Raw genomic sequence first — 23,449 nt, 5'->3', positions numbered from 1 at the left:
TATTTACAATGCCGCTTCGTCAGATTCGCCGGTACGGATGCGAATGACGCGCTGCAGTTCGGCAACGAAAATTTTGCCGTCGCCAATTTTGCCGGTGTAGGCCGCTTTGCTAATGACATCAATGACTTCATCAAGCTGATCGTCAGCAATCGCGACATCAATTTTTACTTTTGGCAGAAAGTTAACGCTGTATTCCGCCCCGCGATAAAGCTCGGCATGACCCTTCTGACGACCAAAGCCTTTCACTTCGGTGACAGTCAGTCCCTGAATACCCATTGAAGACAACGCTTCACGCACGTCTTCGAGTTTGAATGGTTTGATTACAACCGTAACCAGCTTCATAGATCCCCTCCAGTCAGAATTCGGTAATGGCCGTAGCTTACGCAGAAGGTATTGCAAGGGATGTGCCAGAAATGCAAACGAGGAGGAACGGCGGCGCACAGAGCATTACACGGCCTTGATAATCGAACTGGTGAAAAAAAACGCACCATGCCGGTGCATGGTGCGTTTCAGTTTTGCACCAACAGGAATGACTGTTAGCGCGCCGCCTCATTTTGGTGCATCAGGCGCTAAGCGACTCTTCATCGCGCACGCTGGCCGCCAGCTCTTCGCCCGCCAGCTGCAGCTGGTACATCTGCCAGTAGCGCCCTTTTGCTTCCAGCAGTTCACGGTGGGTACCACGTTCAACGGCCTGTCCGCGATGTAGCACCAGAATGGTATCGGCATCGACGATGGTGGAAAGACGGTGGGCAATCACCACCAGCGTCGTATGGTCGCGTACGGCGGAGAGTGCCTGCTGGATGGCCTGCTCGGTGCCGGAGTCAATACTGGCAGTGGCTTCATCCAGAATCAGGATCTGCGGCGTTTCAATCAGCACCCGCGCCAGCGCCAGGAGCTGCTTTTGCCCGACAGAGAGATTATTCCCCTGCTCGCCCAGTTTCGTATTGATCCCATCGCTAAACCCGCGCGCAAGCTCTGCCAGCTGCACTTTTTCCAGCACGTCCCAGACCTGTTCCTGAGTGTAGTCTCGTCCCAGAGTCACGTTGGCGTAGAAGGTATCGGCCAGCACGACCGGATCCTGTTGCACCATCGCGACGCCTTTACGCAACACGGTGTGGCTGAGAGACGCGAGCGGGCGCCCGTCGAGGCGGATTTCGCCGCGCGTGACCGGGTAATAGCCCATCAACAGGCTGGCAAGCGTGCTCTTACCGCTGCCGGTATGCCCCACCAGCGCCACGAAACCGCGCGACGGAACGTCAAGCGTGATGTCCTGCAGCACCAGCCGATCTTCGCGATAGGCAAACGAGACATTATCAAAGGCGATAGTCCCGCTTTGCAGAGGTTGCTCGTCATTGCCGTAGGCCTGACGCGGCCTGTCCATCAGCTCAAACACGCGCTCACCGGCGACCACCGCCTGCTGCAGCATCGATTGCTGGGTAGTGAGCTCGATCAGCGGCTCGTTAAGGCGTCCAAGATAGCTAATAAAGGCGTACAGTACGCCCACCTCAATCGTACCGTTTGAGCTCAGCCCAAAGAGCATTAGCAGCCCGCAAAGCACCAGCGCCGAGAAAAGGCTCAGCAGCGGACGCAGCAGGAAACCATCAAGCCGCAGCGTCTGCATACGCGCCATATAGTGCGAACGGCTGGCTTCCCCCATGCGTTCGCCAAAGCGGGCCTGCTGGCGGAACTGCTGGATGACGCTCATGCCGTTAATCACTTCGTTGAAGCCATCGTTGATGTCGGCCAGATAGGCGCGAACCCGGCGCACAATCGGCGTGCTGTAACGCTGGTAAATCACCATGACGATCAATACCGCTGGGAAGATGGTGATCGCCACCAGCGCCATGCGCCAGTCAAGGCTGAACATCGCAACCAGCATCGCGCCAATCAGCGCAGCGCTGCGCAATACGGTCGCCACAACGGTGACGTACAGATCGCGGATCACCTCGGTATCGTTGGTCACGCGCGAAATGACCTGCCCGACCGGCTGGATATCAAACTCGCTGAGCGGCTGGCGAAGCGCCGCGTCCATGACGTCGGTGCGCAACTGCTGCACGACGCCCACGGCAGCACGGTTAAACAGCAGCGACTGAGCATAGTGCAGCCCTGCCGCCGCCAGCTGAAGGCCAACGTAGGCCACGCCTAACCCCGCCACCAGCCCCAGGGGCAGATAGCTTTTGGCGACCATATTGTCGATGAAGTAGCTAATGAGCAAAGGACCGCTCACTTCAGCAATCGCCGCAATCCAGAGTAAAAGCACGGCAATGGAGAGCGGTTTACGCCACGGCGAGCCGTAGGCCAGCAGACGTTTGAGCGTCGGCCACATCGTTCCGAGCTTACGCATTGGCGGCCTCCTCATTTTCTTCCGGCGCATCGTCCAGCGCCGCCTCAAGCTGTTGATAGCGGTACATATCGCGATACCAGCCCGGCTGCTCGGCAAGCGTTTCATGCTGCCCGCGCTGGGCAATGTGCCCGTGCTGCAAGACCAGAATTTCGCTGGCTTCGGTTAGCGCAGACAAACGGTGGGCGCTAATAATGACCGTGCGTCCGTCGCCCCACTGGCGCAGGTTATGCAGAATTTGATGCTCGGTACGGCCGTCCACGGCGGAAAGTGCATCATCCAGAATCAGGATTTCAGCATTCAGCAGCAGCGCGCGGGCAATGGAGATACGCTGTTTTTGCCCGCCGGACAGCATGACGCCGCGTTCCCCGACTTCCGTCTCGTACCCCTGCGGCAGACGCAAAATATCATCATGAACGCTGGCCAGACGCGCCACGTGTTCAATCTCTTCCTGCGTCGCCCCAGGGCGGCCAAGGGCGATGTTGTTCGCCACGGTGTCCGAAAATAAAAACGGCGTCTGGCTGACGACCGCCAGGCGACCACGCCACTCGTCCAGCAGCAGATTCGTCAGGGGGATATCATGGAAACGAATATCGCCCTCGGTGACGTCAAAGTGGCGCTGGAGCAGAGAGAGCACGGTACTTTTACCGGCTCCCGTCGGGCCGCAGATGCCCAGCATCTGGCCCGGCTGAAGCGTAAAGCTGACGTTCTCCAGCACCGGATGCTCCGTTTGTGGATAGACAAACTTGCGGACGTCGACATGCATGACGCCGCGTCCTTCCGGTACGACTTCGCTGCCGTCATTGACCACCGGCGCTTCGGCCAGCATGGCGCGAATACGGCTGTAGGCGGCGCTGCCGCGCTCCACGATGTTAAACATCCAGGCCAGCGCCAGCATCGGCCAGATCATGAGACCCAGATACATCGCAAAGCTTGTCAATTGCCCCAGGGTAAGCGTGCCCTGCACTACCATCCAGCTTCCGCCGCCAATGGCCAACATATTTGCCATGCCTATTGCGATATAAATCGTCGGATCGAAACGGGCGTCGATACGCGCGACGCGCATGTTTTTCGCCCCCGTGTCTGCCGCATCGGCGGCAAACAGCGCAGACTGCCGGTCTTCCAGACCAAACGCTTTGATCATGCGGATGCTGGTCATGCTCTCCTGGGTGCGATCGTTCAGCGACGAAAACGCCGCCTGCGCCAGCTTAAAACGCTCGTGTAGCTGTTCACCATAGCGATTAATCGCCAGCGCCATGAGCGGCATCGGCAGCAGGGCGAGCAGGGTCAACTGCCAGCTGATCTGCGTGGACATCACGATCAGCACCGCACAGCCCATCACCAGCGAGTCCACCAGCGTCAGCACCCCTTCCCCGGCGGCAAAGACCACGCGATCGACGTCGTTCGTCGCGCGGGCGATGAGATCCCCGGTGCGATGGCGCAGATAAAATTCGGGATGCTGTCGGCTCAGCTGGCGGTAAAAATCTTCACGTAGCTCAACGGCCAGCTGATAGGACGCACCAAACAGCAGCACGCGCCAGACGTAGCGCAGCAGATAAACAATGACCGCCGTCAGCACCAGCGTGCCAACCCACATCAACACCCGTGCGGTGGTGTAATGCTGTTCGGTGACGCCATCCACGACGTAGCCCACCACTTTCGGCGGGATCAGCTGCAGGATGGCAATGATAATAAGCAGGGCGACTGCACCGAGGTAGCGTTGCCACTCCCGACGAAAGTACCAGCTTAATTGGGCAAATAATCGCACGCGGTTTGTTCCTGAAGGTGTTTTACGAAGTTATTCAATAGGTAATGCTGTGGTGTATTTAATCTGTTCCATGGCGAAGCTTGAGGTGACGTCCGATAACCCCGGCACGCTGTTCACCAGCCGCTTGTAGAAGTCATCATAGCGCTTCATGTCGGCCACCTGGACGCGCATCAGGTAATCGTACTCGCCGGCCATGCGCCAGAAACCGAGCACTTCGGGCATCTCAGACACCTGGGTGACGAAGCGGCAATACCACTCGCTGCTGTGATGCTGAGTTTTTATCAGCACAAATGCGGTCAACCCAAGCCCCAGCTTTTCGGGATCTAACAACGCGACGCGCCCCAGAAGAATGCCGTCATCTTCCAGCTTCTTAAGACGCTTCCAGCACGGGGTGGTGGTCAGATTAACGGCATCTGCCAGCGCCTGCAAAGAGAGGGTACAGTCATTTTGCAGCAATGAAAGGAGCTTGCGGTCAATTTTATCTAGCATCCCCACCTCTCAGAGAAAAATTTTCTCCCTTCATTCTATTTTAAAGGCCAGATAGCAACAATTTTTTCTGTGCTTTTCGCTATCCTAGGCACAAAATGACAAACGGATAACGATGATGAATAGCACCTGGGTTAAACATGCGATCAGCGAAATCAATGCCGACTATCAGCGCTCGGCGGATACGCACCTGATTCGCCTTTCCCTGCCGGGATTTGACGGCATTCAGCTCTATCTGAAAGATGAAAGCACTCACCCTACCGGCAGCCTGAAGCATCGCCTGGCGCGCTCGCTGTTTTTATACGGTTTATGTAACGGCTGGATTAAAGAAGGCACGACTATCATTGAATCTTCGTCCGGTTCAACGGCGGTGTCCGAAGCCTATTTTGCCCGCCTGCTGGGCCTGCCGTTTATCGCGGTAATGCCGTCCTGCACCGCAAAACGCAAAATCGAACAGATCGAATTTTACGGCGGACGCTGCCACTTTGTGGAAAGCGCCTGCGAAATCTACGCCGCCTCTGAAATGCTGGCCCGCGAGCTGAACGGCCACTATATGGACCAGTTCACCTTCGCCGAGCGCGCGACGGACTGGCGCGGCAATAACAACATTGCCGACAGTATTTTCCGCCAGATGACCCACGAACCACATCCGGTTCCGTCCTATATCGTCATGAGCGCCGGTACCGGCGGCACGTCAGCCACGATCGGACGCTACATCCGCTGTCAGGGTTACGATACCCAGCTGATGGTGGTTGACCCGCAAAACTCCGTGTTCCTCGACTACTGGCAAAATCGCGATGCCGGCCTGCGCAGCCCGGTGGGCAGTAAAATTGAAGGGATTGGCCGCCCGCGCGTGGAGCCCTCTTTCATCCCCGATGTGGTGGACGAGATGATGCGCGTGGCAGATGCCGCAAGCGTGGCAACGGCACACTGGCTGGAAACGCAGCTGGGCCGCAAAGTGGGCGCATCGACGGGCACCAATATGTGGGGAGCACTGCAGCTTGCCGCACGCATGCGCGAAGAGGGCCGCACCGGTTCCATCGTCACGCTGCTGTGCGACAGCGGAGAGCGCTACCTTGAAACTTACTACAATGCGGAGTGGGTGCAGGCCAACATCGGCGATATCGCCCCGTGGAAAGCGCAGATTGCAGAACTGGTGAAATAAAAAAAGCCAGACCGAAGTCTGGCTTGCTGGAAGGGTCTCACTATTCGGGGGAATACGGGAGATTGTTGTTGTCCAGCCAATGAGTCAAAAAATGAGACACTGCTTCATTGCGGCAGTGGCCAATAACCGGCAGATGGGGAAGTTCTGCTTTCAGCTGCGCCATCGCATTTCCCATGATCAGACCGCGACCTACGCTACCCAGCATTTCGCGGTCGTTCATGGCATCACCAAACGCCATACACTCCTGGAGCGTTAAGCCCAGGTGGTCGCTCAGAACCGCCAGAGCGGAACCTTTGTTACAGCCCACCGGCAGCACTTCCAGACAATCAACCGCCGAGAAGGTCAGATGCGCCCGGTCGCCTAGCGCCTCATTCAGCTGAATCCGTAAGCGACACAGATCGTCGTGATCGCCACAGAAACAGATCTTAGTGACCGCATGGGCGGGGATCCGACGCAGATCGATAAGCTGGTACCTGAAGCCGCTGTATACATGCGCGTGCAATAATTCCGGGATTTCGCTTCCGGTAAACCAACCCCGATCGTTAAAGACGTGGATACTGGCCTTAGTGTCCCAGGTGCTGTGCAGCACGATATCCGCCACTTCCGGATTGAGATCCTGACGGTGCAGTACATCGCCTTCTATAGAATGAATTCGCGTCCCGTTGCCGGTAATCAGAAAAGCGTCGAGGGAAAACGCACCAAGCAGATGGCGCATCTCCAGAACATGACGCCCGGTGGCAAACGTCAGGGTAACATCTCGCTCGTGCAGGCGCTTCAGCGTGTTCAGGGTTTTTTCCCCTAAACGGTGATCCGGCATTAACAGCGTACCGTCCATATCAAATGCAGCGAGCCGAGCCATGATTACTCCCGAAATGTGATGCGGTTAACTTGTGCATCAGTATCGTGTGAGATATACGGAAGTAATAGTGAATAGATGAAAATTATTGTTCCGGGTTTCTTATGCGCCAGCTCAATCGACTCAATCAGTATCACCGCCTCTGGCAGCCTTCCCAGGGTGCAACGCAACAGGTCACTATCAGCGATCTGGCTGCCCGCTGCTTTTGCAGCGAGCGGCATGTCCGAACGTTACTGCGTCAGGCCCAGGAGGCGGGATGGCTGAGCTGGCGAGCGCAGTCTGGCCGCGGTAAGCGCGGTGAGCTGACGTTTCATGTCGCGCCGGAGTCACTGCGCAATGCGATGATGGAGGAGGCGCTGAAGAGCGGGCAGCAGCATAACGCGCTGGAACTGGCCCAGCTTGCCCCTGAAGCGCTGCGGTCATTACTGCATCCTTTTTTGGGCGGGCAGTGGCAAAACGATACGCCGACGCTGCGCATTCCCTACTATCGCTCCCTGGAGCCGCTGCAGCCGGGTTTTTTACCTGGTCGGGCGGAGCAGCATCTGGCAGGACAGGTGTTCTCAGGCTTGACGCGTTTTAACGGTAACAGCAGTGAACCCACGGGCGATCTGGCGCATCACTGGGATGTCTCTGCTGACGGCATGCGCTGGCATTTCTACATTCGCTCCACCCTGCACTGGCATAACGGCGATAAAATAGAAACGGCGCAACTCCAGCGAAGTCTGACAGCGCTGTTGACGCTCCCCGCCCTGCGCACCCTGTTACAGAGTGTCTTAAATATTGAGACAACGCATCCACAGTGTCTGACGTTTACGCTGCATCAACCTGACTACTGGCTACCGCACAGGCTGGCAACCTACTGTAGCCGTCTGGCGCATCCCGACCATCCTTCGGTTGGCTCAGGCCCCTTTCGGCTGGCTGCCTTTGAGCCCGACCTGGTTCGTCTGGAAAGCCATGAGCAGTATCACCTGAGTCATCCGCTGCTCAAAGCCATCGAATATTGGATCACACCCCAGCTTTTTGATTACAGGCTGGGTACCAGCTGTCGTCACCCGGTGCAAATCGCGATCGGCGAGGCCGACGAGCTGGAAAGTCTGCGGCTGGTAAGCAGCAGCACCAGCCTGGGGTTCTGTTACCTTACGTTAAAACAGAGCACACGTCTGAGTGAGCTCCAGGCAAAGCGGCTTATCAATATCATTCATCTCTCCCGGCTTCTCCACACCCTTCCACTAAACGAAGGGCTCATCACGCCAACTCAGGAACTGCTTCCCGGCTGGACCATCCCCGAATGGCCTGATTTATCGGGCGTAACTCTCCCTGAAGCATTGACGCTGGTTTATCATCTCCCTGTTGAGCTTCACACCATGGCCAGCCAGTTGAAGGCATACCTGGCGCTACAGGGGTGTGAACTGACCGTCATCTTTCACGACGCCAAGACGTGGGACGGATGCCTGGAGCTTGCCGATGCAGACATCATGATGGGCGACAGGCTTATTGGCGAAGCGCCAGAATATACGCTGGAACAGTGGCTGCGCTGTGATGCCCTCTGGCCGCACGTTCTTAGCGCACCGGCTTACGCCCATTTGCAAGCGACGCTGGATGCGGTACAGACGCAGGCAGAAGCGCGGGATAGACACGCGGGGCTGGAAGCCATCTTCAACCGGTTAATGGAAAGTGCGGTGCTGACACCACTCTTTAATTATCAATACCAAATCAGTGCTCCACCAGGCGTGAATGGTATACGTCTCAATACCCGCGGCTGGTTTGACTTTACCGAAGCCTGGCTTCCCGCCCCTAAATCGTGAAGAAGCTGGTCGCCGCCACAGGCAGACGGTAACATAACGTTTTTACCGTAACAGTCGAGATGATTTATGAAACGTGCCGTCGTCGTGTTCAGCGGAGGACAAGACTCTACTACCTGCCTGGTTCAGGCCCTTCATCAGTACGATGAAGTTCACTGTGTCACTTTCGATTATGGTCAGCGCCACCGCGCTGAAATCGACGTTGCCCGTGAACTTGCCCTGAAACTGGGTGCACGCGCGCACAAGGTGCTGGACGTTACGCTGTTAAATGAACTGGCCGTGAGCAGCCTCACACGCGACAGTATTCCCGTCCCGGACTACGAACCTGATGCCAGCGGCATTCCGAATACCTTCGTGCCGGGCCGTAATATCCTCTTCCTGACCCTGACGGCGATCTACGCCTATCAGGTAAAAGCCGAAGCGGTGATCACGGGCGTTTGCGAGACCGACTTCTCCGGCTACCCGGACTGTCGTGATGAGTTCGTGAAAGCGCTAAACCACGCCGTCAATCTGGGGATGGCGAAAGAGACGCGCTTTGAAACTCCGCTCATGTGGCTGGATAAAGCCGAAACCTGGGCGCTGGCGGATTACTGGGGCAAGCTGGACCTGGTTCGCAGCGAAACGCTCACCTGCTATAACGGTATCAAAGGCGACGGTTGCGGCCAGTGCGCGGCCTGTAATCTTCGCGCTAACGGACTGAACCACTATCTTGCCGATAAAGCCGGCGTGATGGCCGCGATGCAGAAAAAGACCGGCCTAAAATAGGGCTACTTGACCGTGCTGTCGCAAAACGGGTGTCGACAGCACGAGTACGCCTTAACAAGTCTTACGCGATCATCAACTCCAGCTTTTCACGCAACTCCCCTTCCAGCGGCAGCGCTTTCTGCGTTTTCAGATCGATACAGACAAAGGTGATCAGCGCATCAGCCACCACCTGCCCTTCTGGATCGAGCGTCACCACTTGGCTTAACACCCCGCTTTTGCCATTGATTTGCTGTACCTGGCTTGTCACCGTGAGCACATCGCCCAGCACGGCCGGACGGCGGTAGTTGATGTTGATATTGACGACCACAAACGCGATGTTGTGCGCGGTCAGCCACTGAAAGCTTTCGCTGTTTTCCAGCCCGTCCCACCGCGCTTCTTCAAGAAACTCAAGATAGCGGGCATTGTTCACATGCTGATAAACGTCGAGATGAAAACCGCGTACTTTGATTTTTGTCTGCATAGCGCAATAGCCTTTACTGTTATTGTAGGATGAGAGGTCATAACTGGTATGACCTCTTTATCCTGGCAAAATTTTGCCGCAGTGCAAGAAATTGCGTAATTACAATGTCAGGTGTGAGAGGTTGCGCTCAACCAGCGCGCTGCCCATGCCCGGCACCTGTTTGAGATCGTCGACCGTTTTGAAAGGACCATACTCTTCGCGGTAGCTGACGATGGCCTGCGCTTTTTTCAGGCCCACGCCGTTCAACGCACGGGCGAGATCTTCCGCTGAGGCAGAATTGATACTGACCCGCGTACCGTCATCATCCGCATTTTTACCGGCATCTGTCGCTTTGGTTTGCCCCTGCACCGGCGCTGCCGCGTCGGACTTGCTCTGGGTAGCTTGTGTTTTGGCGGCGGGGGCCGACGCCAGCGCGCCCGCGCTCATCCCGGTGGTGGCAATAGCCAGCGTAATTAACAGTGCTTTGATTCCACATTTCATGCTGTTATCTCCTTGTTTGTTGACAGCCACGTCACGATAGCCGCCAGTTCAAACCGGCACAAACAGCAGATTGCAGAAATGGAAAAGGCCGCGAAAGCGGCCTTTAGTTTTTGCAGAGCGTTACGAAAATCTGCGAGCAGACACGTAATTACTGCTGCTGAGTCATTACATCACCCAGCTTGATTTTGGCTTCTTTACGCAGGTTGCTCATCATGGCTTCGAAGGCAATCTGGGCATTGTTCTGGGTAATTCCCTGAACCATCGCTTTCTTCTGCGCTTCTGGTAAGGTGCCGGCTTTCACTTCATCCAGCGCCAGCAGAACGACGTTACCCTGCGCATCGGTGGTGGTACCGAAGCTTGGCTTGTCCTTCGCAGGCAGAGTCAGACCAAACGCGGCCTGGCTGATAGGGTCCTGACCGGTACGGCTTAGCGTTTTCGCTTCACCGAAGCTCAGGCCAGCCGCTTTCAGCGCGTCTTCTTTACCCGCTTTCAGATCGGACAGAATCTTCTCAGCATCCAGTTTCGCCTGCTGTTCAGCTTTGTTGTGCTTAACCTGAGCGATGACCTGATCCTTCACTTCCGCCAGCGGTTTGACCGCTTCTGGCTTATGCTCGCTGACGCGCAACACAAACGCACGATCGCCGTCGACGGTAATGATGTCAGAGTTACTGCCCGGCGTGCCGTTCTCGCCCACCAGACCACCGTTGAAGATGGCATCGGAAACCGGTTTGAAGTTCAGCTCTTCCGGCAGGTTGTCACGACCAAACCAGCTAGTTTCAACCGCCTTCACGCCCGCCGCCTGCTCTGCACCTGCCAGAGATTCGTTGTCGTTGCTGGCAGCATCGCTAACCTTCTGCTGCAGTGCGTAGTAGGCATCCAGCGCTTTTTCCTGTTTCACTTTCGCTGCGATATCATCGCGGACGTCAGCCAGCGGCTTGGTTTTCGCCGCGGTGATGTCGTCCAGACGCACGACCAGGAAACCGACGGAAGACTTAATGACGCCAGAAAGCTGGCCTTTCTCTTTCAGACCGGCATTTTTCAGCTCGTCAGGCGTGGTCGCGTCTTCCAGCCAGCCCATATCACCGCCGTTTTTCGCCGAGATAATGTCGGTGGATTTCGCTTTCGCAACGGTCGCGAAATCAGCGCCTTTGTTCAGCTCATCCAGCGCCGCTTTAGCATCAGCCTCGGTTTTCGTCTGAATCACGCTGTAGCGGTTACGCTGGGGCTGAGTGAACTGATCCTGATGCTGATCGTAGTAAGACTGGATCTCTGCATCAGACGCGGTTTCCTGCAGCGCGGCCGCATCCAGCTTGATGTAGCTCACGCGGAACTGCTCTGGAGAAACAAAAGAATTCTTGTTCTGTTCGTACCAGGCGTTAACGTCAGCGTCGCTCACCTGCTGTTTCGCCGCCAGGGCGTTAACATCAATGGTCGCTTCGCGTACAACACGCTGCTGTGCCACCAGCGCGGCCAGTTCGTCCGTTTCACCTTTGAGCATGAAATCGGTGCCCACGACAGCATTGATGAGCTGCTGGGTGGTCAGCTGGTTACGCAGCGCCTGAGCGTACTGATCGGCCGTCATCCCCATCTGGTTGACGATACTGTTGTAACGCGCGTTGTCGAATTTACCGTTAGACTGGAAGGCCTGGGTGGAGAAGATGGCTTTTTTCACCTGCTCATCACTAATGCCAAGGCCGATTTTTTTGGCATACTGATCGAGCAGCGCTTCGTCGATAAGACGGTTCAACGTCTGTTGGCGCAGAGTCTTCATGTACCCTTCGTTCGCCGCCAGTTCAGAGAATTGGTCGCCCAGCTGTTGCTGCATACGGTTACGTTCACCGGCAAAAGCATTCTCGAACTGACCGCGGCTGATCTCCTGGCCATTCACTTTTGCGGCGTAGTTTGCGCCACCGCCAATAAGGTAACTGCTCACGCCGGTCAATATGAACGACACGATAATGATACCGAAAATAATCTTGAGCACGAGACTGTTAGCAGCCGTGCGTAAGCTGTCCATCATGGTGTAACAACACTCCGCTGTAGGTGACTGGTTACCTGACGCTGACGGAAAATCCTGCCCGTCGCGCGTGAAGGCGTATTGTGACAAGAAAACGGGGCGATTGTCAGCCCACAACTCGCATAAACTCGCACAAATCAGGTCTGGACAAACAAAAAAGGCACATCAAATGATGCGCCCTTGTACTTTCCGGCTTCCCTGAAACGGGAAAGCAATCAGTTTACTGCGTCTTTCAGCGCTTTACCTGCACGGAAACCCGGCACTTTAGCAGCAGCAATGGTGATCTCTTTACCGGTCTGAGGGTTACGGCCAGTACGGGCAGCACGCTCTTTAACAGCAAAAGTACCGAAGCCTACCAGTGCAACGTCGTCCCCAGCCTGCAGAGATTCAGTAACAGAAGCAATTAATGCATCTAACGCACGTCCAGCTGCAGCTTTAGAAATATCAGCACCAGCAGCAATTTTGTCAATCAGTTGAGATTTATTCACTGTTCTCTTCCTCTCTTTATAATTTATATCGCGCCTGAATCCTTCACAACGCGACCGCGCAGCAGTTATATCAGGCCTGCCATGACCTTACAACACCCGTTGTTGATGGCTGACCTAATCAGCAATCTAAATTAGCTATACAAAAAAAGGCTGGCAAGTGCGAAATCACTTACCAGCCTTGTTTTTATTGACGCTCTTTGCGCGAGGTCACTATTTTGCGGTTACAACCTGCATTCCGGAGGGTTCATTCTGCAAAGCGAGACTGAGAACTTCCTCAATTCGCTTAACAGGATGGATCTGCAGATCGGCAATCACGTTGTCCGGAATCTCTTCCAGATCGCGTTTGTTTTCGTAAGGGATCAATACGGTTTTGATCCCACCGCGGTGTGCCGCCAGCAGTTTTTCTTTTAAACCACCAATCGGCAGAACCTGGCCACGCAGCGTAATTTCACCGGTCATTGCCACATCGGCACGCACAGGGTTCCCGGTCAGGCAGGAAACCAGAGCGGTACACATGGCAATACCCGCGCTTGGACCATCTTTTGGCGTCGCCCCTTCAGGTACGTGCACGTGGATGTCGCGTTTTTCGTAGAAATCAGGGTTAATTCCCAGTTTCTCCGCACGCGCGCGCACCACGGTCAGCGCAGCCTGGATGGATTCCTGCATCACTTCACCCAGCGAGCCGGTGTAGGTCAGTTTGCCTTTACCCGGTACACAGGCGGTTTCGATGGTCAGCAGATCGCCGCCCACTTCCGTCCATGCGAGTCCGGTCACCTGACCAACGCGGTTTTCGTTGTCCGCGCGGCCGTAGTCGAAGCGCTGAACGCCGAGATAGGCATGCAGATTGTCGCCGTTAATCACAATGTGTTTCAGGCTCTTATCCAGTAGCAGCTGTTTCACCGCTTTACGACACAGCTTCGAGATTTCACGCTCAAGGCTACGCACGCCCGCTTCACGGGTGTAGTAACGAATGATGCCGATAATCGCGCTGTCCTCAACGGTCAGCTCGTTGGCTTTCAGCGCGTTACGCTCAATCTGTTTCGGCAGCAGGTGCTGCTTAGCAATATTCAGCTTCTCGTCTTCGGTATAGCCCGAGAGACGGATCACTTCCATACGGTCCAGCAGCGGGGCCGGAATGTTCATGGAGTTGGAGGTCGCTACGAACATCACATCGCTCAGGTCGTAGTCCACTTCCAGGTAGTGATCGCTGAACGCCACGTTCTGTTCTGGATCAAGCACTTCCAACAGTGCAGACGCAGGGTCGCCACGCATGTCCGACGACATTTTGTCGATCTCATCGAGCAGGAACAGCGGGTTTTTAACTCCCACTTTCGCCATCTTCTGGATCAGTTTACCCGGCATAGAACCGATGTAGGTACGGCGGTGACCGCGGATTTCCGCTTCATCGCGCACGCCACCCAGCGCCATACGGATATACTTACGTCCGGTCGCTTTGGCGATGGACTGACCCAGAGAGGTTTTACCCACCCCCGGCGGTCCTACCAGGCACAGAATTGGGCCTTTAATTTTGTTTACACGGCTTTGTACCGCGAGGTACTCAAGAATGCGGTCTTTCACGCGTTCCAGGCCGTAGTGGTCGGTATCCAGGATTTCCTGTGCCTGACGCAGGTCTTTTTTGACCTTGCTGCGGGCGTTCCACGGAACCTGCACCATCCACTCAATGTAGCCGCGTACAACGGTCGCTTCAGCCGACATTGGAGACATCATTTTCAGCTTCTGCAGTTCTGCTTCGGCCTTCTCTTTCGCCTCTTTCGGCATCTTCGCCGCGTCGATCTTACGCTTCAGGGCTTCGTTTTCGTCCGGCGCGTCGTCCATCTCGCCCAGTTCTTTCTGAATGGCCTTCATTTGCTCATTCAGATAGTACTCACGCTGAGATTTCTCCATCTGCTTTTTCACGCGGTTGCGAATGCGCTTCTCAACCTGCAGCAGATCGATTTCAGACTCCATCATCGCCATCAGGTATTCCAGACGCTCGTTAACGTCGGACATTTCCAGCACGGACTGCTTGTCAGCCAGCTTCAGCGGCATATGGGCAGCGATGGTGTCCGCCAGGCGCGCAGGATCGTCGATGCTGTTCAGCGACGTCAGCACTTCTGGTGGGATTTTCTTGTTCAGCTTGATGTAGCCTTCAAACTGGCTAATCGCGGTGCGAACCAGTACTTCCTGCTCGCGCTCATCAAGTTCAGGCGAATCAAGGTACTCTGCCTTGGCAGAGAAGTGTTCGCCGTCGTCTGACAGAGTGGTAATACGCGCACGCTGCAGGCCTTCTACCAGCACCTTCACGGTGCCGTCAGGCAGCTTCAGCATCTGCAAAATAGAGGCCACGGTCCCGACGGTGAAAAGATCGTTTACACCCGGCTCATCCGTTGATGCTTCTTTCTGCGCCACCAGCATGATTTTTTTATCATGATCCATAGCGGCTTCGAGGCAACGGATAGATTTTTCCCGCCCTACAAATAAGGGTATGACCATGTGCGGATAAACCACCACATCGCGCAACGGCAATACGGGGATTTCAATGCGTTCAGAACGCTCAGGATTCATAGAGCTCTCTCTTAGTTAGTGTCCGCCAGGTAAGCTGGTCATGTCACTGTGCTTCACATAACCATTAACATGTATCCAGTATATGGGGATGTTTCCCACACATTCAACGCTATGAATACGGAAAAAGTAAAGGGGAGATAAAATCCCCCCTTTTTGATTAACTGCTTGTATGATTTGGTGAATTATTCGCCAGATGCCTGCTGCGCTTCCGGTTTGCCGTAAATCAGCAGCGGCTTGGTTTGACCGCTAATAACGGACTCGTCAATCACCACTTTCTCAACGTCTTCCATCGACGGCAGATCGTACATGGTGTCGAGCAGTGCTGCTTCAACAATTGAACGCAGACCACGAGCACCGGTTTTACGGACCATCGCTTTCTTGGCAATAGCATCCAGCGCTTCGTCGCGGAATTCCAGGTCAACGCCTTCCAGATTGAACAGCGCCTGATACTGCTTGGTCAGTGCGTTTTTCGGTTCTTTCAGGATCTGGATCAGCGCGTCTTCACTCAGCTCATTCAGCGTTGCCACAACCGGCAGACGGCCGATGAACTCAGGGATCAAACCGAATTTGATCAGATCTTCCGGTTCAACCTGAGACAGCAGTTCGCCTTCGTTTGGTTTTTCGGACGTCGATTTCACCGTTGCGCCAAAACCAATGCCGGAGCCGGTTTCAACACGGTGGGAGATGACTTTATCCAGACCAGCAAACGCACCACCACAGATGAACAGGATCTTGGAGGTATCAACCTGCAGGAACTCCTGCTGCGGATGTTTACGACCACCCTGTGGCGGAACGGCGGCGACCGTACCTTCAATCAGCTTCAGCAGTGCCTGCTGTACGCCTTCACCCGATACGTCACGGGTGATGGACGGGTTGTCTGATTTACGGGAGATCTTGTCGATCTCATCGATGTAAACAATCCCGCGCTGGGCTTTCTGTACGTCGTAATCGCACTTCTGCAGCAGTTTCTGAATGATGTTTTCAACGTCCTCACCCACGTAACCGGCCTCGGTCAGGGTGGTGGCATCCGCCATCGTGAACGGAACATCGAGCAGACGCGCCAGGGTTTCAGCCAGCAGCGTTTTACCGGAACCGGTTGGGCCGATCAGCAGAATGTTACTTTTACCCAGTTCTACGCCATTGCTGGTGTCGCCGTTACGCAGACGTTTGTAGTGGTTATAGACCGCTACCGCCAGCACTTTCTTGGCCTGCTCCTGTCCGATGACGTAGTCGTCAAGGTGATGACGAATTTCATGCGGTGTTGGCAGCGCGCTGCGCTCACGGTGCGGTGCGACTTCTTTAATCTCTTCGCGAATAATGTCGTTACATAAATCGACACATTCGTCGCAGATATACACGGACGGCCCGGCAATCAGTTTACGCACTTCATGCTGGCTTTTGCCGCAAAAAGAGCAGTACAGCAGTTTGCCCGAACCATCTTTGCGTTTATCTGTCATGAGTCCAAACCTCTTTTTAAGTTCTTTGTGCCGCACATGACGACGCAAATGCCATTCTAAGACGCAAGCTGCAATGAGCAGCGTGCCGCCCTACCTTAGTATAGCGGCACACTCGCGTCGCGGGCATCAATTACGATGGGTCAACACGGAGTCGACTAAGCCGTACTCAACTGCCTCTGGAGCAGAGAGGAAGCGATCGCGCTCGGTATCGCGCTCGATCTGCTCGAGTGGTTGACCCGTATGCTGCGCCATAAGTTCATTCATGCGCGCTTTTACTTTCAGAATTTCGCGGGCGTGGATTTCGATATCCGTCGCCTGCCCCTGATAACCGCCCAGCGGCTGGTGAATCATCACGCGGGAATTTGGCAAGCAGAAACGCTTACCCTTCGCTCCTGCTGTTAACAGGAACGCGCCCATAGATGCAGCCTGACCCATACAGATAGTGCTTACATCAGGTTTGATGAATTGCATGGTGTCATAAATGGACATCCCTGCTGTAATCACGCCACCCGGGGAGTTAATGTACAGGTAAATGTCTTTTTCCGGGTTTTCCGCTTCCAGAAACAGCATCTGCGCCACGATCAGGTTAGCCATATGGTCTTCCACCTGGCCAGTCAGAAAGATAACGCGTTCCTTGAGCAGACGGGAATAGATATCAAAAGAACGCTCACCACGTGAGGTCTGTTCAATAACCATTGGCACCAGAGCCATATGGGGTGCAAAGTTATCTCGTTCGCCACTGTATGACATTTCCGTCTCCTGGATCAAAATTGAAAACACCTGCTGTACTGATTGTAACCTTACGGACGGATTATCAGCCAGTCTCATTCATCGTGATTACGTACTTATGGGGTTTACAGTGCCCTATTTCAAGCATAACAACCTTTTGTTGTTACGCTAACACCGAAAGGGCGTTTTAGCACTCTTCCTGGGCTATAGCTGCGATAAAAAAAACCCGCTGCCGCAAGGCAACGGGTTTTCTGTTCAAACTTTAAACCGTTGGGGCGAAATTACGCCTGCTGGTTCATCAGTTCGTTGAAAGAGGTCGCTTTTTCGGTCACTTTCGCTTTCGCCAGTACCGCTTCAACAGCCTGCTCTTCCAGGGCAACGTTGCGCATGTTGTCCATCAGCTCTTTGTTCTTACCGTAGAACTCGATCACTTCTGATGGATCTTCGTATGCAGAAGCCATCTCTTCGATCAGGCCTTTCACACGCTCTTCGTCAGCTTTCAGCTCGTGGGTACGAATCACTTCGCCCAGCAGCAGGCCAACAACAACGCGGCGTTTCGCTTGCTCTTCGAACAGCTCGCGCGGCAGTTCCATCGCTTGCTGCTGGTTGCCACCGAAACGCTGTGCAGCCTGACGGCGCAGAACGTCGATTTCGCTGTCGATCAGGGCAGCTGGAACGTCGATTTCGTTGGCTTTAACCAGACCTTCGATCGCCTGAGATTTCACACGGTTACGCACCGCGCCGTTCAGTTCGCGTTCCATGTTCTTACGCACTTCGGTACGCAGACCCGCTACGGAACCATCTTCCACGCCGAAACGCTTGATGAATTCTTCAGTCAGTTCTGGCAGTTCGCGCTCTTCAACTTTCTTCAGGTTGATAGCGAACTTCGCTTCTTTCCCTTTCAGGTTTTCAGCGTGGTATTCTTCCGGGAAGGTCACGTCGATGGTGAACTCTTCGCCAGCCTTGTGGCCTTTGATACCGTCTTCGAAGCCTGGGATCATACGCCCCTGGCCCATTGCCAGTACGAAGTCAGACGCTTTACCGCCTTCGAACTCTTCGCCGTCTACAGAACCGGTGAAGTCGATGGTGACACGGTCTTCAGCGTCAACAGCGCCTTCTTTCTCTTTCCAGTTCGCCTGCTGCTTGCGCAGGGTTTCCAGCATGCCGTCAACATCTTCGTCAGTCACGGAAACAACTGGCTTTTCAACTTCGATAGATTCCAGACCTTTCAGCTCAACTTCCGGGTACACTTCGAACTCTACGGAGTAGGTGAAGTCTTCGCCCAGTTTGTATTCGCCTGGAACGTAGTTCGGCGCGCCGGCCGGATTGATTTTTTCTTTGATGATCGCATCGATAAAGTTGCGGCTCATCAGTTCACCCAGCACATCCTGACGCACGGAAGCGCCATAACGCTGAGCAACAACATTCATTGGTACTTTGCCCTTGCGGAAGCCGTCAATACGTACTTTTTTTGCTACGTTGACCAGCTCGCTTTTCACAGCAGTTTCGATGCTGTCAGCAGCGATAGTAATCGTTACACGGCGGCCAAGGCCTTGAGTGGTTTCAACTGAAACTTGCATCTTGTTACCTCAAAAAAATCACAGTGCTCGGTCAACTCTGAATCTGTCTGTTATACCGGGATGCTCTCTTAGTGCAGATTCACATTCCCTGTCGCCAGAATCATCCCGAAGACATTCAATAAGACGCGGCATTATAGCGGCATCACTTAGGTGAGTCGAGAACGGTTGGGGCATGTTGCTGCGGCTTTTTTCACACTTTAAGGCTATTTTTAGCCTTAAAATCGCACCATCCGCTCAAAACGTAGACAAAACAAAACGGCCCGGAGGCCGTTTTGAGGAAATCTCTAAGCAACATACTGGAAAAGCTCCAGCCGTTGCAAATCCGATTTATCAGGCGATAGTGCCTGCACCGCGACAAGGTGGCGATGCGAAAACCGTATCCTGCAGACCTTCCCATTCCTTAATGGTGTAGGTATGCAGCGCCAGCGCATGCACGGTCGTGGAGAGTTCTTCCGTCAAGGTGCTGTAGATCAAGCGGTGTCGATTCAGGAAACGTTCTCCCGTGAAGCGATCGCTAACCAGAACCACTTTAAAGTGGCTTTCAGAACCTGCCGGCACGTTATGACGATAGCTTTCGTCGACGACTTCGAGGAAAACAGGGTTGAACGCTGCCCTTAATTTATCTTCTATATGCTCACGTATCATCATGAAATTACTCCTCCGACAACGCCAGGATGTCACCCATCCCTTTAAATGTTAGCCGCTTTTACCGTTTCCATTACACCTTGACAACAAATATTTAGCTTTCGTCTGATTTTCTCATTCAAACGAATGAAGTTCACTGTGAGACTCATACGTTTTGTCATACACGGTTTGAGAAAAACGGTGAACTGGTCAGTTTTCGGACAAGGCGATGAATTTACATGCGTTGACCACTTCCCCTTGCCGTTGGCGATGTTATGATGGCGACAATTTTTCTCTTTATATGCTTACGATTCGTTGAGAACCCGAAAATGTTAAAAAAACTCTTCTTTCCGTTGGTAGCCCTTTTTATGCTGGCAGGCTGCGCTACCCCGCCAACCACTATTGATGTCTCACCAAAAATCACCCTGCCTCAGCAGGACCCAAGCCTGATGGGCGTCACCGTGAGCATTAACGGCGCCGATCAGCGTCAGGATCAAGCGCTGGCTAAAGTGACCCGCGATAACCAGCAGGTTACCCTCACCGCGTCCCGTGACCTGCGCTTCCTGCTGCAGGAAGTGCTGGAGAAACAGATGACCGCTCGCGGGTATATGATTGGCCCAAGCGGCGCGGTCGATCTGCAGATCATCGTGAACAACCTGTACGCTGACGTGTCTCAGGGCAACGTGCGCTACAACATCGCGACCAAAGCGGATATCGCCATCATTGCCACCGCGAAGAATGGCAACAAGATGACCAAAAACTACCGCGCCAGCTATTCTGTTGAAGGTGCGTTCCAGGCCTCCAACCAGAACATTGCTAACGCCGTTAACAGCGTGCTGACCGATACCATCGCCGATATGGCGCAGGACACCAGCATTCACGACTTCATCAAGCAGAACGCGCGTTAATCCCGCTCGCTGACCCGGTGTATCACCGGGTCAGTTTTATAAGAACATGTCCAGCCATTACTTACGCATTTTCCAGCAACCGAAATCAGCGATTCTGCTGATCCTCGGCTTTGCCTCCGGTTTACCCCTCGCGCTCACTTCCGGCACGCTTCAGGCGTGGATGACGGTTGAAAACATCGATCTTAAAACCATTGGGTTCTTCTCGCTTGTCGGCCAGGCCTATGTCTTTAAGTTCCTGTGGTCTCCGGTCATGGATCGCTACACGCCGCCTTTCCTCGGGCGTCGGCGCGGCTGGTTAGTGATGACGCAGATTCTGCTGCTGCTGGCTATTGCGGGTATGGGCCTTCTTGAACCCACCACCCAGCTTCGCTGGATGGCCGCACTTGCGGTAGTGATTGCTTTCTGTTCCGCCTCTCAGGATATCGTGTTCGACGCCTGGAAGACGGACGTGTTACCTGCGGAAGAGCGCGGTGCTGGTGCAGCAATCAGCGTGCTGGGCTATCGCCTCGGGATGCTGGTTTCCGGCGGGCTGGCGCTGTGGCTCGCCGACAGGTACCTCGGCTGGCAGGGTATGTACTGGCTGATGGCCGCCCTGCTTGTCCCCTGCATTATCGCGACGCTGTTCGCGCCCGAACCGAGTAACGTTATTCCGGTACCCCGCTCGCTGGAGCAGGCCGTCGCCGAACCGCTGCGTGACTTTTTTGGCCGCAACAACGCCTGGCTGATCCTGTTGCTTATCGTCCTTTATAAGCTGGGCGATGCTTTCGCCATGAGCCTGACCACCACCTTCCTGATCCGCGGCGTCGGTTTTGACGCCGGTGAAGTAGGCGTGGTGAATAAAACGCTTGGGCTGTTTGCCACCATCGTCGGCGCGCTTTATGGCGGCGTGCTGATGCAGCGTCTGACCCTGTTTCGCGCGCTGCTAATTTTCGGCATCCTTCAGGGTGCCTCTAACGCAGGCTACTGGCTGCTGTCGATTACCGACAAACATACGATCAGCATGGCCACAGCGGTATTCTTCGAAAACCTCTGCGGCGGCATGGGCACTGCGGCGTTTGTCGCCCTGCTGATGACCCTGTGCAATAAGTCGTTTTCAGCCACTCAGTTCGCTCTGCTCTCGGCGCTCTCAGCCGTTGGCCGGGTGTACGTTGGCCCGATTGCCGGCTGGTTCGTGGAAGCCCACGGCTGGCCAACATTTTATCTCTTCTCGGTCGTAGCTGCCGTGCCGGGAATTTTATTGCTGCTGGTCTGCCGTCAGACGCTGGAATATACCCAGCGAACAGAACACTTTATGCCGCGCACCGAATATCACCGCGCCTACCGTTTTGCGTTACGTCTGTTAATGGCGGGCTGCATTGCTCTGGCGCTCTGGCTCGTGGTGCTTATTATCAATGCCAGCACCTCTCTGGCACTCCCTTTCGAAGCCCTTCTGCTGGACGCAGGCGCCCTGCTGGCTATCGCCGGGATCCTGATCGGAGGTCTGCTTGATTTCATGGCGTTGCGTAAAACGCAGATGACCTGAAGAAAAATGCGAAAGGTTATTTCCCGTTGTAATCACTAACCGAAATTATAACGACGAAATAGCCGCCAGGCGCAAAAAAAATATTTGTTGTTTTGTGCGGGATAGGATTTGGAAATTATTGGCTCCTATTCCAAAACGCTATTTTTCATTAAACGATTCAGCATACGAGAGTTTGATTTTTCGTTTTTTATATGTCTTTTTATTGATAATTAATTGTTAATTTTTTGTTTATTTTCAACAATGGTTATACCAATTGCCCCTTTTAGGGTATGCTTGGGGGTCCTTTCGTTATAAAGCCCATGCCGTGCGGCTTCGGTCATAAAAACCGACATAATTTGCAACACTTGTGACACGTGCGGCAGAACCCGGTAACACCTTCCTGACACAGGCCTAATGATGTTTACAGTAATGTAACCTTCCCGTAAAATGCCCGCACACTTTAAACGCCACCAGACTCCGTGGAATTGAGGTCGTTAAATGAGACTCGGGAAATACAATAAAAGTTTGGGATGGTTGTCATTATTCGCGGGCACTGTATTACTCAGTGGCTGTGATTCTGCACTACTAGACCCCAAAGGACAGATTGGACTGGAACAACGTTCACTGATATTGACGGCTTTTGGCCTGATGTTGATTGTGGTTATTCCTGCCATTTTGATGGCTGTTGGTTTCGCCTGGAAGTATCGTGCGAGCAATAAAGATGCGAAGTATAGCCCTAACTGGTCACACTCCAATAAAGTGGAAGCTGTGGTCTGGACGGTACCTATTCTGATCATCCTGTTCCTTGCCGTGCTGACCTGGAAAACCACTCACGCACTTGAGCCAAGCAAACCGCTGGTTCACGATGAGAAACCTATTACCATTGAAGTGGTCTCCATGGACTGGAAATGGTTCTTCATCTATCCAGAGCAGGGTATTGCTACCGTGAATGAAATCGCCTTCCCGGCGAACACTCCGGTTCAGTTCAAAGTGACCTCCAACTCCGTAATGAACTCCTTCTTCATCCCACGTCTGGGTAGCCAGATTTACGCGATGGCCGGTATGCAGACCAACCTGCATCTGATCGCGAATGAAGCAGGCACCTATGATGGTATCTCCGCCAGCTATAGCGGCCCGGGCTTCTCAGGTATGAAGTTCAAAGCTATTGCGACGCCAGACCGTGCCGCTTTCGACCAGTGGGTTGAAAAAGCGAAGCAGTCTCCAAACACCATGTCTGACATGGCGGCGTTCGAAAAAGTGGCTGCACCAAGCGAATACAACAAGGTGGAGTACTTCTCTAATGTGAAACCTGATTTGTTCAAAGATGTTATTGGCAAATTTATGGATCACGGCAAGAGCATGGACATGACCCAGCCAGAAGGCGAGCACAGCGCGCACGAAGGTATGGAAGGCATGGACATGAGCCACGCGGAAACCGCTCACTAAGGGGCCGAGGA

20 protein-coding genes are annotated in these 23,449 nt (G+C 54.2%); 6 read left to right on the top strand and 14 right to left on the bottom strand.

Annotated elements, in window-relative coordinates:
• Window positions 1–3: 3 nt before the first annotated feature.
• From glnK to ELK40_RS05615, 4 genes are all read right to left on the bottom strand, one after another.
• Entirely contained in the window at window positions 4–342 is a 339-nt protein-coding gene (gene glnK, locus ELK40_RS05630; RefSeq protein ID WP_008503304.1) for a P-II family nitrogen regulator, read from the bottom strand.
• 220 nt (window positions 343–562) lie between these two features.
• On the bottom strand, window positions 563–2,344 hold the full coding sequence (locus ELK40_RS05625; RefSeq protein WP_127729780.1) for a SmdB family multidrug efflux ABC transporter permease/ATP-binding protein: 1,782 nt from the start codon (window positions 2,342–2,344) through the stop codon (window positions 563–565).
• Window positions 2,337–4,109 carry a SmdA family multidrug ABC transporter permease/ATP-binding protein gene (locus tag ELK40_RS05620; RefSeq protein WP_127729778.1) on the bottom strand — a complete coding sequence of 591 codons (1,773 nt, stop codon included), beginning with the start codon at window positions 4,107–4,109 and terminating at the stop codon, window positions 2,337–2,339. Before ELK40_RS05620 ends, ELK40_RS05625 begins: the two co-directional genes overlap by 8 nt.
• Window positions 4,110–4,139: 30 nt before the next feature.
• Complete coding sequence (locus ELK40_RS05615) at window positions 4,140–4,598, bottom strand: Lrp/AsnC family transcriptional regulator (protein WP_023310581.1); 459 nt, start codon at window positions 4,596–4,598, stop codon at window positions 4,140–4,142.
• A gap of 112 nt (window positions 4,599–4,710) precedes the next feature.
• Between ELK40_RS05615 and ELK40_RS05610 the strand changes: the two genes are divergently transcribed.
• Entirely contained in the window at window positions 4,711–5,760 is a 1,050-nt protein-coding gene (locus ELK40_RS05610; protein WP_220353779.1) for a PLP-dependent cysteine synthase family protein, read from the top strand.
• Window positions 5,761–5,800: 40 nt separating this feature from the next.
• On the opposite strand, the gene cof is transcribed toward ELK40_RS05610, so the two are convergent.
• A complete protein-coding gene (cof, locus tag ELK40_RS05605) occupies window positions 5,801–6,619 on the bottom strand; it encodes an HMP-PP phosphatase (RefSeq protein ID WP_115874355.1) in 819 nt (272 codons plus the stop codon).
• Window positions 6,620–6,720: 101 nt separating this feature from the next.
• On the opposite strand from cof, the gene ELK40_RS05600 reads away from it, so the two are divergent.
• Complete coding sequence (locus tag ELK40_RS05600; RefSeq protein WP_127729776.1) at window positions 6,721–8,421, top strand: SgrR family transcriptional regulator; 1,701 nt, start codon at window positions 6,721–6,723, stop codon at window positions 8,419–8,421.
• 66 nt (window positions 8,422–8,487) lie between these two features.
• Window positions 8,488–9,183 carry a 7-cyano-7-deazaguanine synthase QueC gene (gene queC / locus ELK40_RS05595; RefSeq protein ID WP_008503311.1) on the top strand — a complete coding sequence of 232 codons (696 nt, stop codon included), beginning with the start codon at window positions 8,488–8,490 and terminating at the stop codon, window positions 9,181–9,183.
• Window positions 9,184–9,244: 61 nt separating this feature from the next.
• Here queC and ELK40_RS05590 read toward each other — a convergent pair whose 3' ends face one another.
• The 9 genes from ELK40_RS05590 to bolA form a co-directional block, all read right to left on the bottom strand.
• Window positions 9,245–9,643, bottom strand: coding sequence for a YbgC/FadM family acyl-CoA thioesterase (locus ELK40_RS05590; protein ID WP_024906822.1), 399 nt, complete (start codon window positions 9,641–9,643; stop codon window positions 9,245–9,247).
• Between the two features lie 99 nt (window positions 9,644–9,742).
• Complete coding sequence (locus tag ELK40_RS05585) at window positions 9,743–10,123, bottom strand: helix-hairpin-helix domain-containing protein (protein ID WP_033144774.1); 381 nt, start codon at window positions 10,121–10,123, stop codon at window positions 9,743–9,745.
• 148 nt (window positions 10,124–10,271) lie between these two features.
• Entirely contained in the window at window positions 10,272–12,143 is a 1,872-nt protein-coding gene (gene ppiD / locus ELK40_RS05575; protein WP_127729774.1) for a peptidylprolyl isomerase, read from the bottom strand.
• A gap of 212 nt (window positions 12,144–12,355) precedes the next feature.
• Window positions 12,356–12,628, bottom strand: a complete 273-nt coding sequence (gene hupB / locus ELK40_RS05570) for a nucleoid-associated protein HU-beta (RefSeq protein ID WP_002444653.1) — start codon at window positions 12,626–12,628, stop codon at window positions 12,356–12,358.
• Between the two features lie 210 nt (window positions 12,629–12,838).
• Window positions 12,839–15,193, bottom strand: a complete 2,355-nt coding sequence (lon, locus tag ELK40_RS05565) for an endopeptidase La (RefSeq protein WP_023334706.1) — start codon at window positions 15,191–15,193, stop codon at window positions 12,839–12,841.
• Window positions 15,194–15,375: 182 nt separating this feature from the next.
• Window positions 15,376–16,650, bottom strand: a complete 1,275-nt coding sequence (clpX, locus tag ELK40_RS05560; protein ID WP_023310570.1) for an ATP-dependent protease ATP-binding subunit ClpX — start codon at window positions 16,648–16,650, stop codon at window positions 15,376–15,378.
• 126 nt (window positions 16,651–16,776) lie between these two features.
• Window positions 16,777–17,400, bottom strand: a complete 624-nt coding sequence (gene clpP / locus ELK40_RS05555; RefSeq protein WP_010428105.1) for an ATP-dependent Clp endopeptidase proteolytic subunit ClpP — start codon at window positions 17,398–17,400, stop codon at window positions 16,777–16,779.
• Between the two features lie 260 nt (window positions 17,401–17,660).
• Window positions 17,661–18,959, bottom strand: a complete 1,299-nt coding sequence (gene tig, locus ELK40_RS05550; protein ID WP_115874351.1) for a trigger factor — start codon at window positions 18,957–18,959, stop codon at window positions 17,661–17,663.
• Between the two features lie 330 nt (window positions 18,960–19,289).
• Window positions 19,290–19,607 carry a transcriptional regulator BolA gene (gene bolA / locus ELK40_RS05540; protein WP_021241655.1) on the bottom strand — a complete coding sequence of 106 codons (318 nt, stop codon included), beginning with the start codon at window positions 19,605–19,607 and terminating at the stop codon, window positions 19,290–19,292.
• Between the two features lie 305 nt (window positions 19,608–19,912).
• On the opposite strand from bolA, the gene ELK40_RS05535 reads away from it, so the two are divergent.
• The 3 genes from ELK40_RS05535 to cyoA all read left to right on the top strand — a co-directional run bounded on the left by ELK40_RS05535 (window position 19,913) and on the right by cyoA (window position 23,438).
• Complete coding sequence (locus ELK40_RS05535) at window positions 19,913–20,491, top strand: lipoprotein (protein WP_023310568.1); 579 nt, start codon at window positions 19,913–19,915, stop codon at window positions 20,489–20,491.
• A gap of 46 nt (window positions 20,492–20,537) precedes the next feature.
• Window positions 20,538–22,013 carry a muropeptide MFS transporter AmpG gene (gene ampG / locus ELK40_RS05530; RefSeq protein ID WP_115874349.1) on the top strand — a complete coding sequence of 492 codons (1,476 nt, stop codon included), beginning with the start codon at window positions 20,538–20,540 and terminating at the stop codon, window positions 22,011–22,013.
• 477 nt (window positions 22,014–22,490) lie between these two features.
• Window positions 22,491–23,438: a cytochrome o ubiquinol oxidase subunit II gene (gene cyoA, locus ELK40_RS05525; RefSeq protein WP_014882770.1), complete on the top strand. Its 948-nt coding sequence runs from the start codon at window positions 22,491–22,493 to the stop codon at window positions 23,436–23,438.
• Window positions 23,439–23,449: the final 11 nt, after the last annotated feature.

The sequence above is a fragment of the Enterobacter sp. N18-03635 genome (genome assembly GCF_004006055.1).
In the GTDB taxonomy this organism is placed as follows: Bacteria; Pseudomonadota; Gammaproteobacteria; order Enterobacterales; family Enterobacteriaceae; genus Enterobacter; species Enterobacter vonholyi.
The sequence above is the reverse complement of the archived record's forward strand: the minus strand, read 5'-3'. Positions and strand labels throughout refer to the sequence as shown.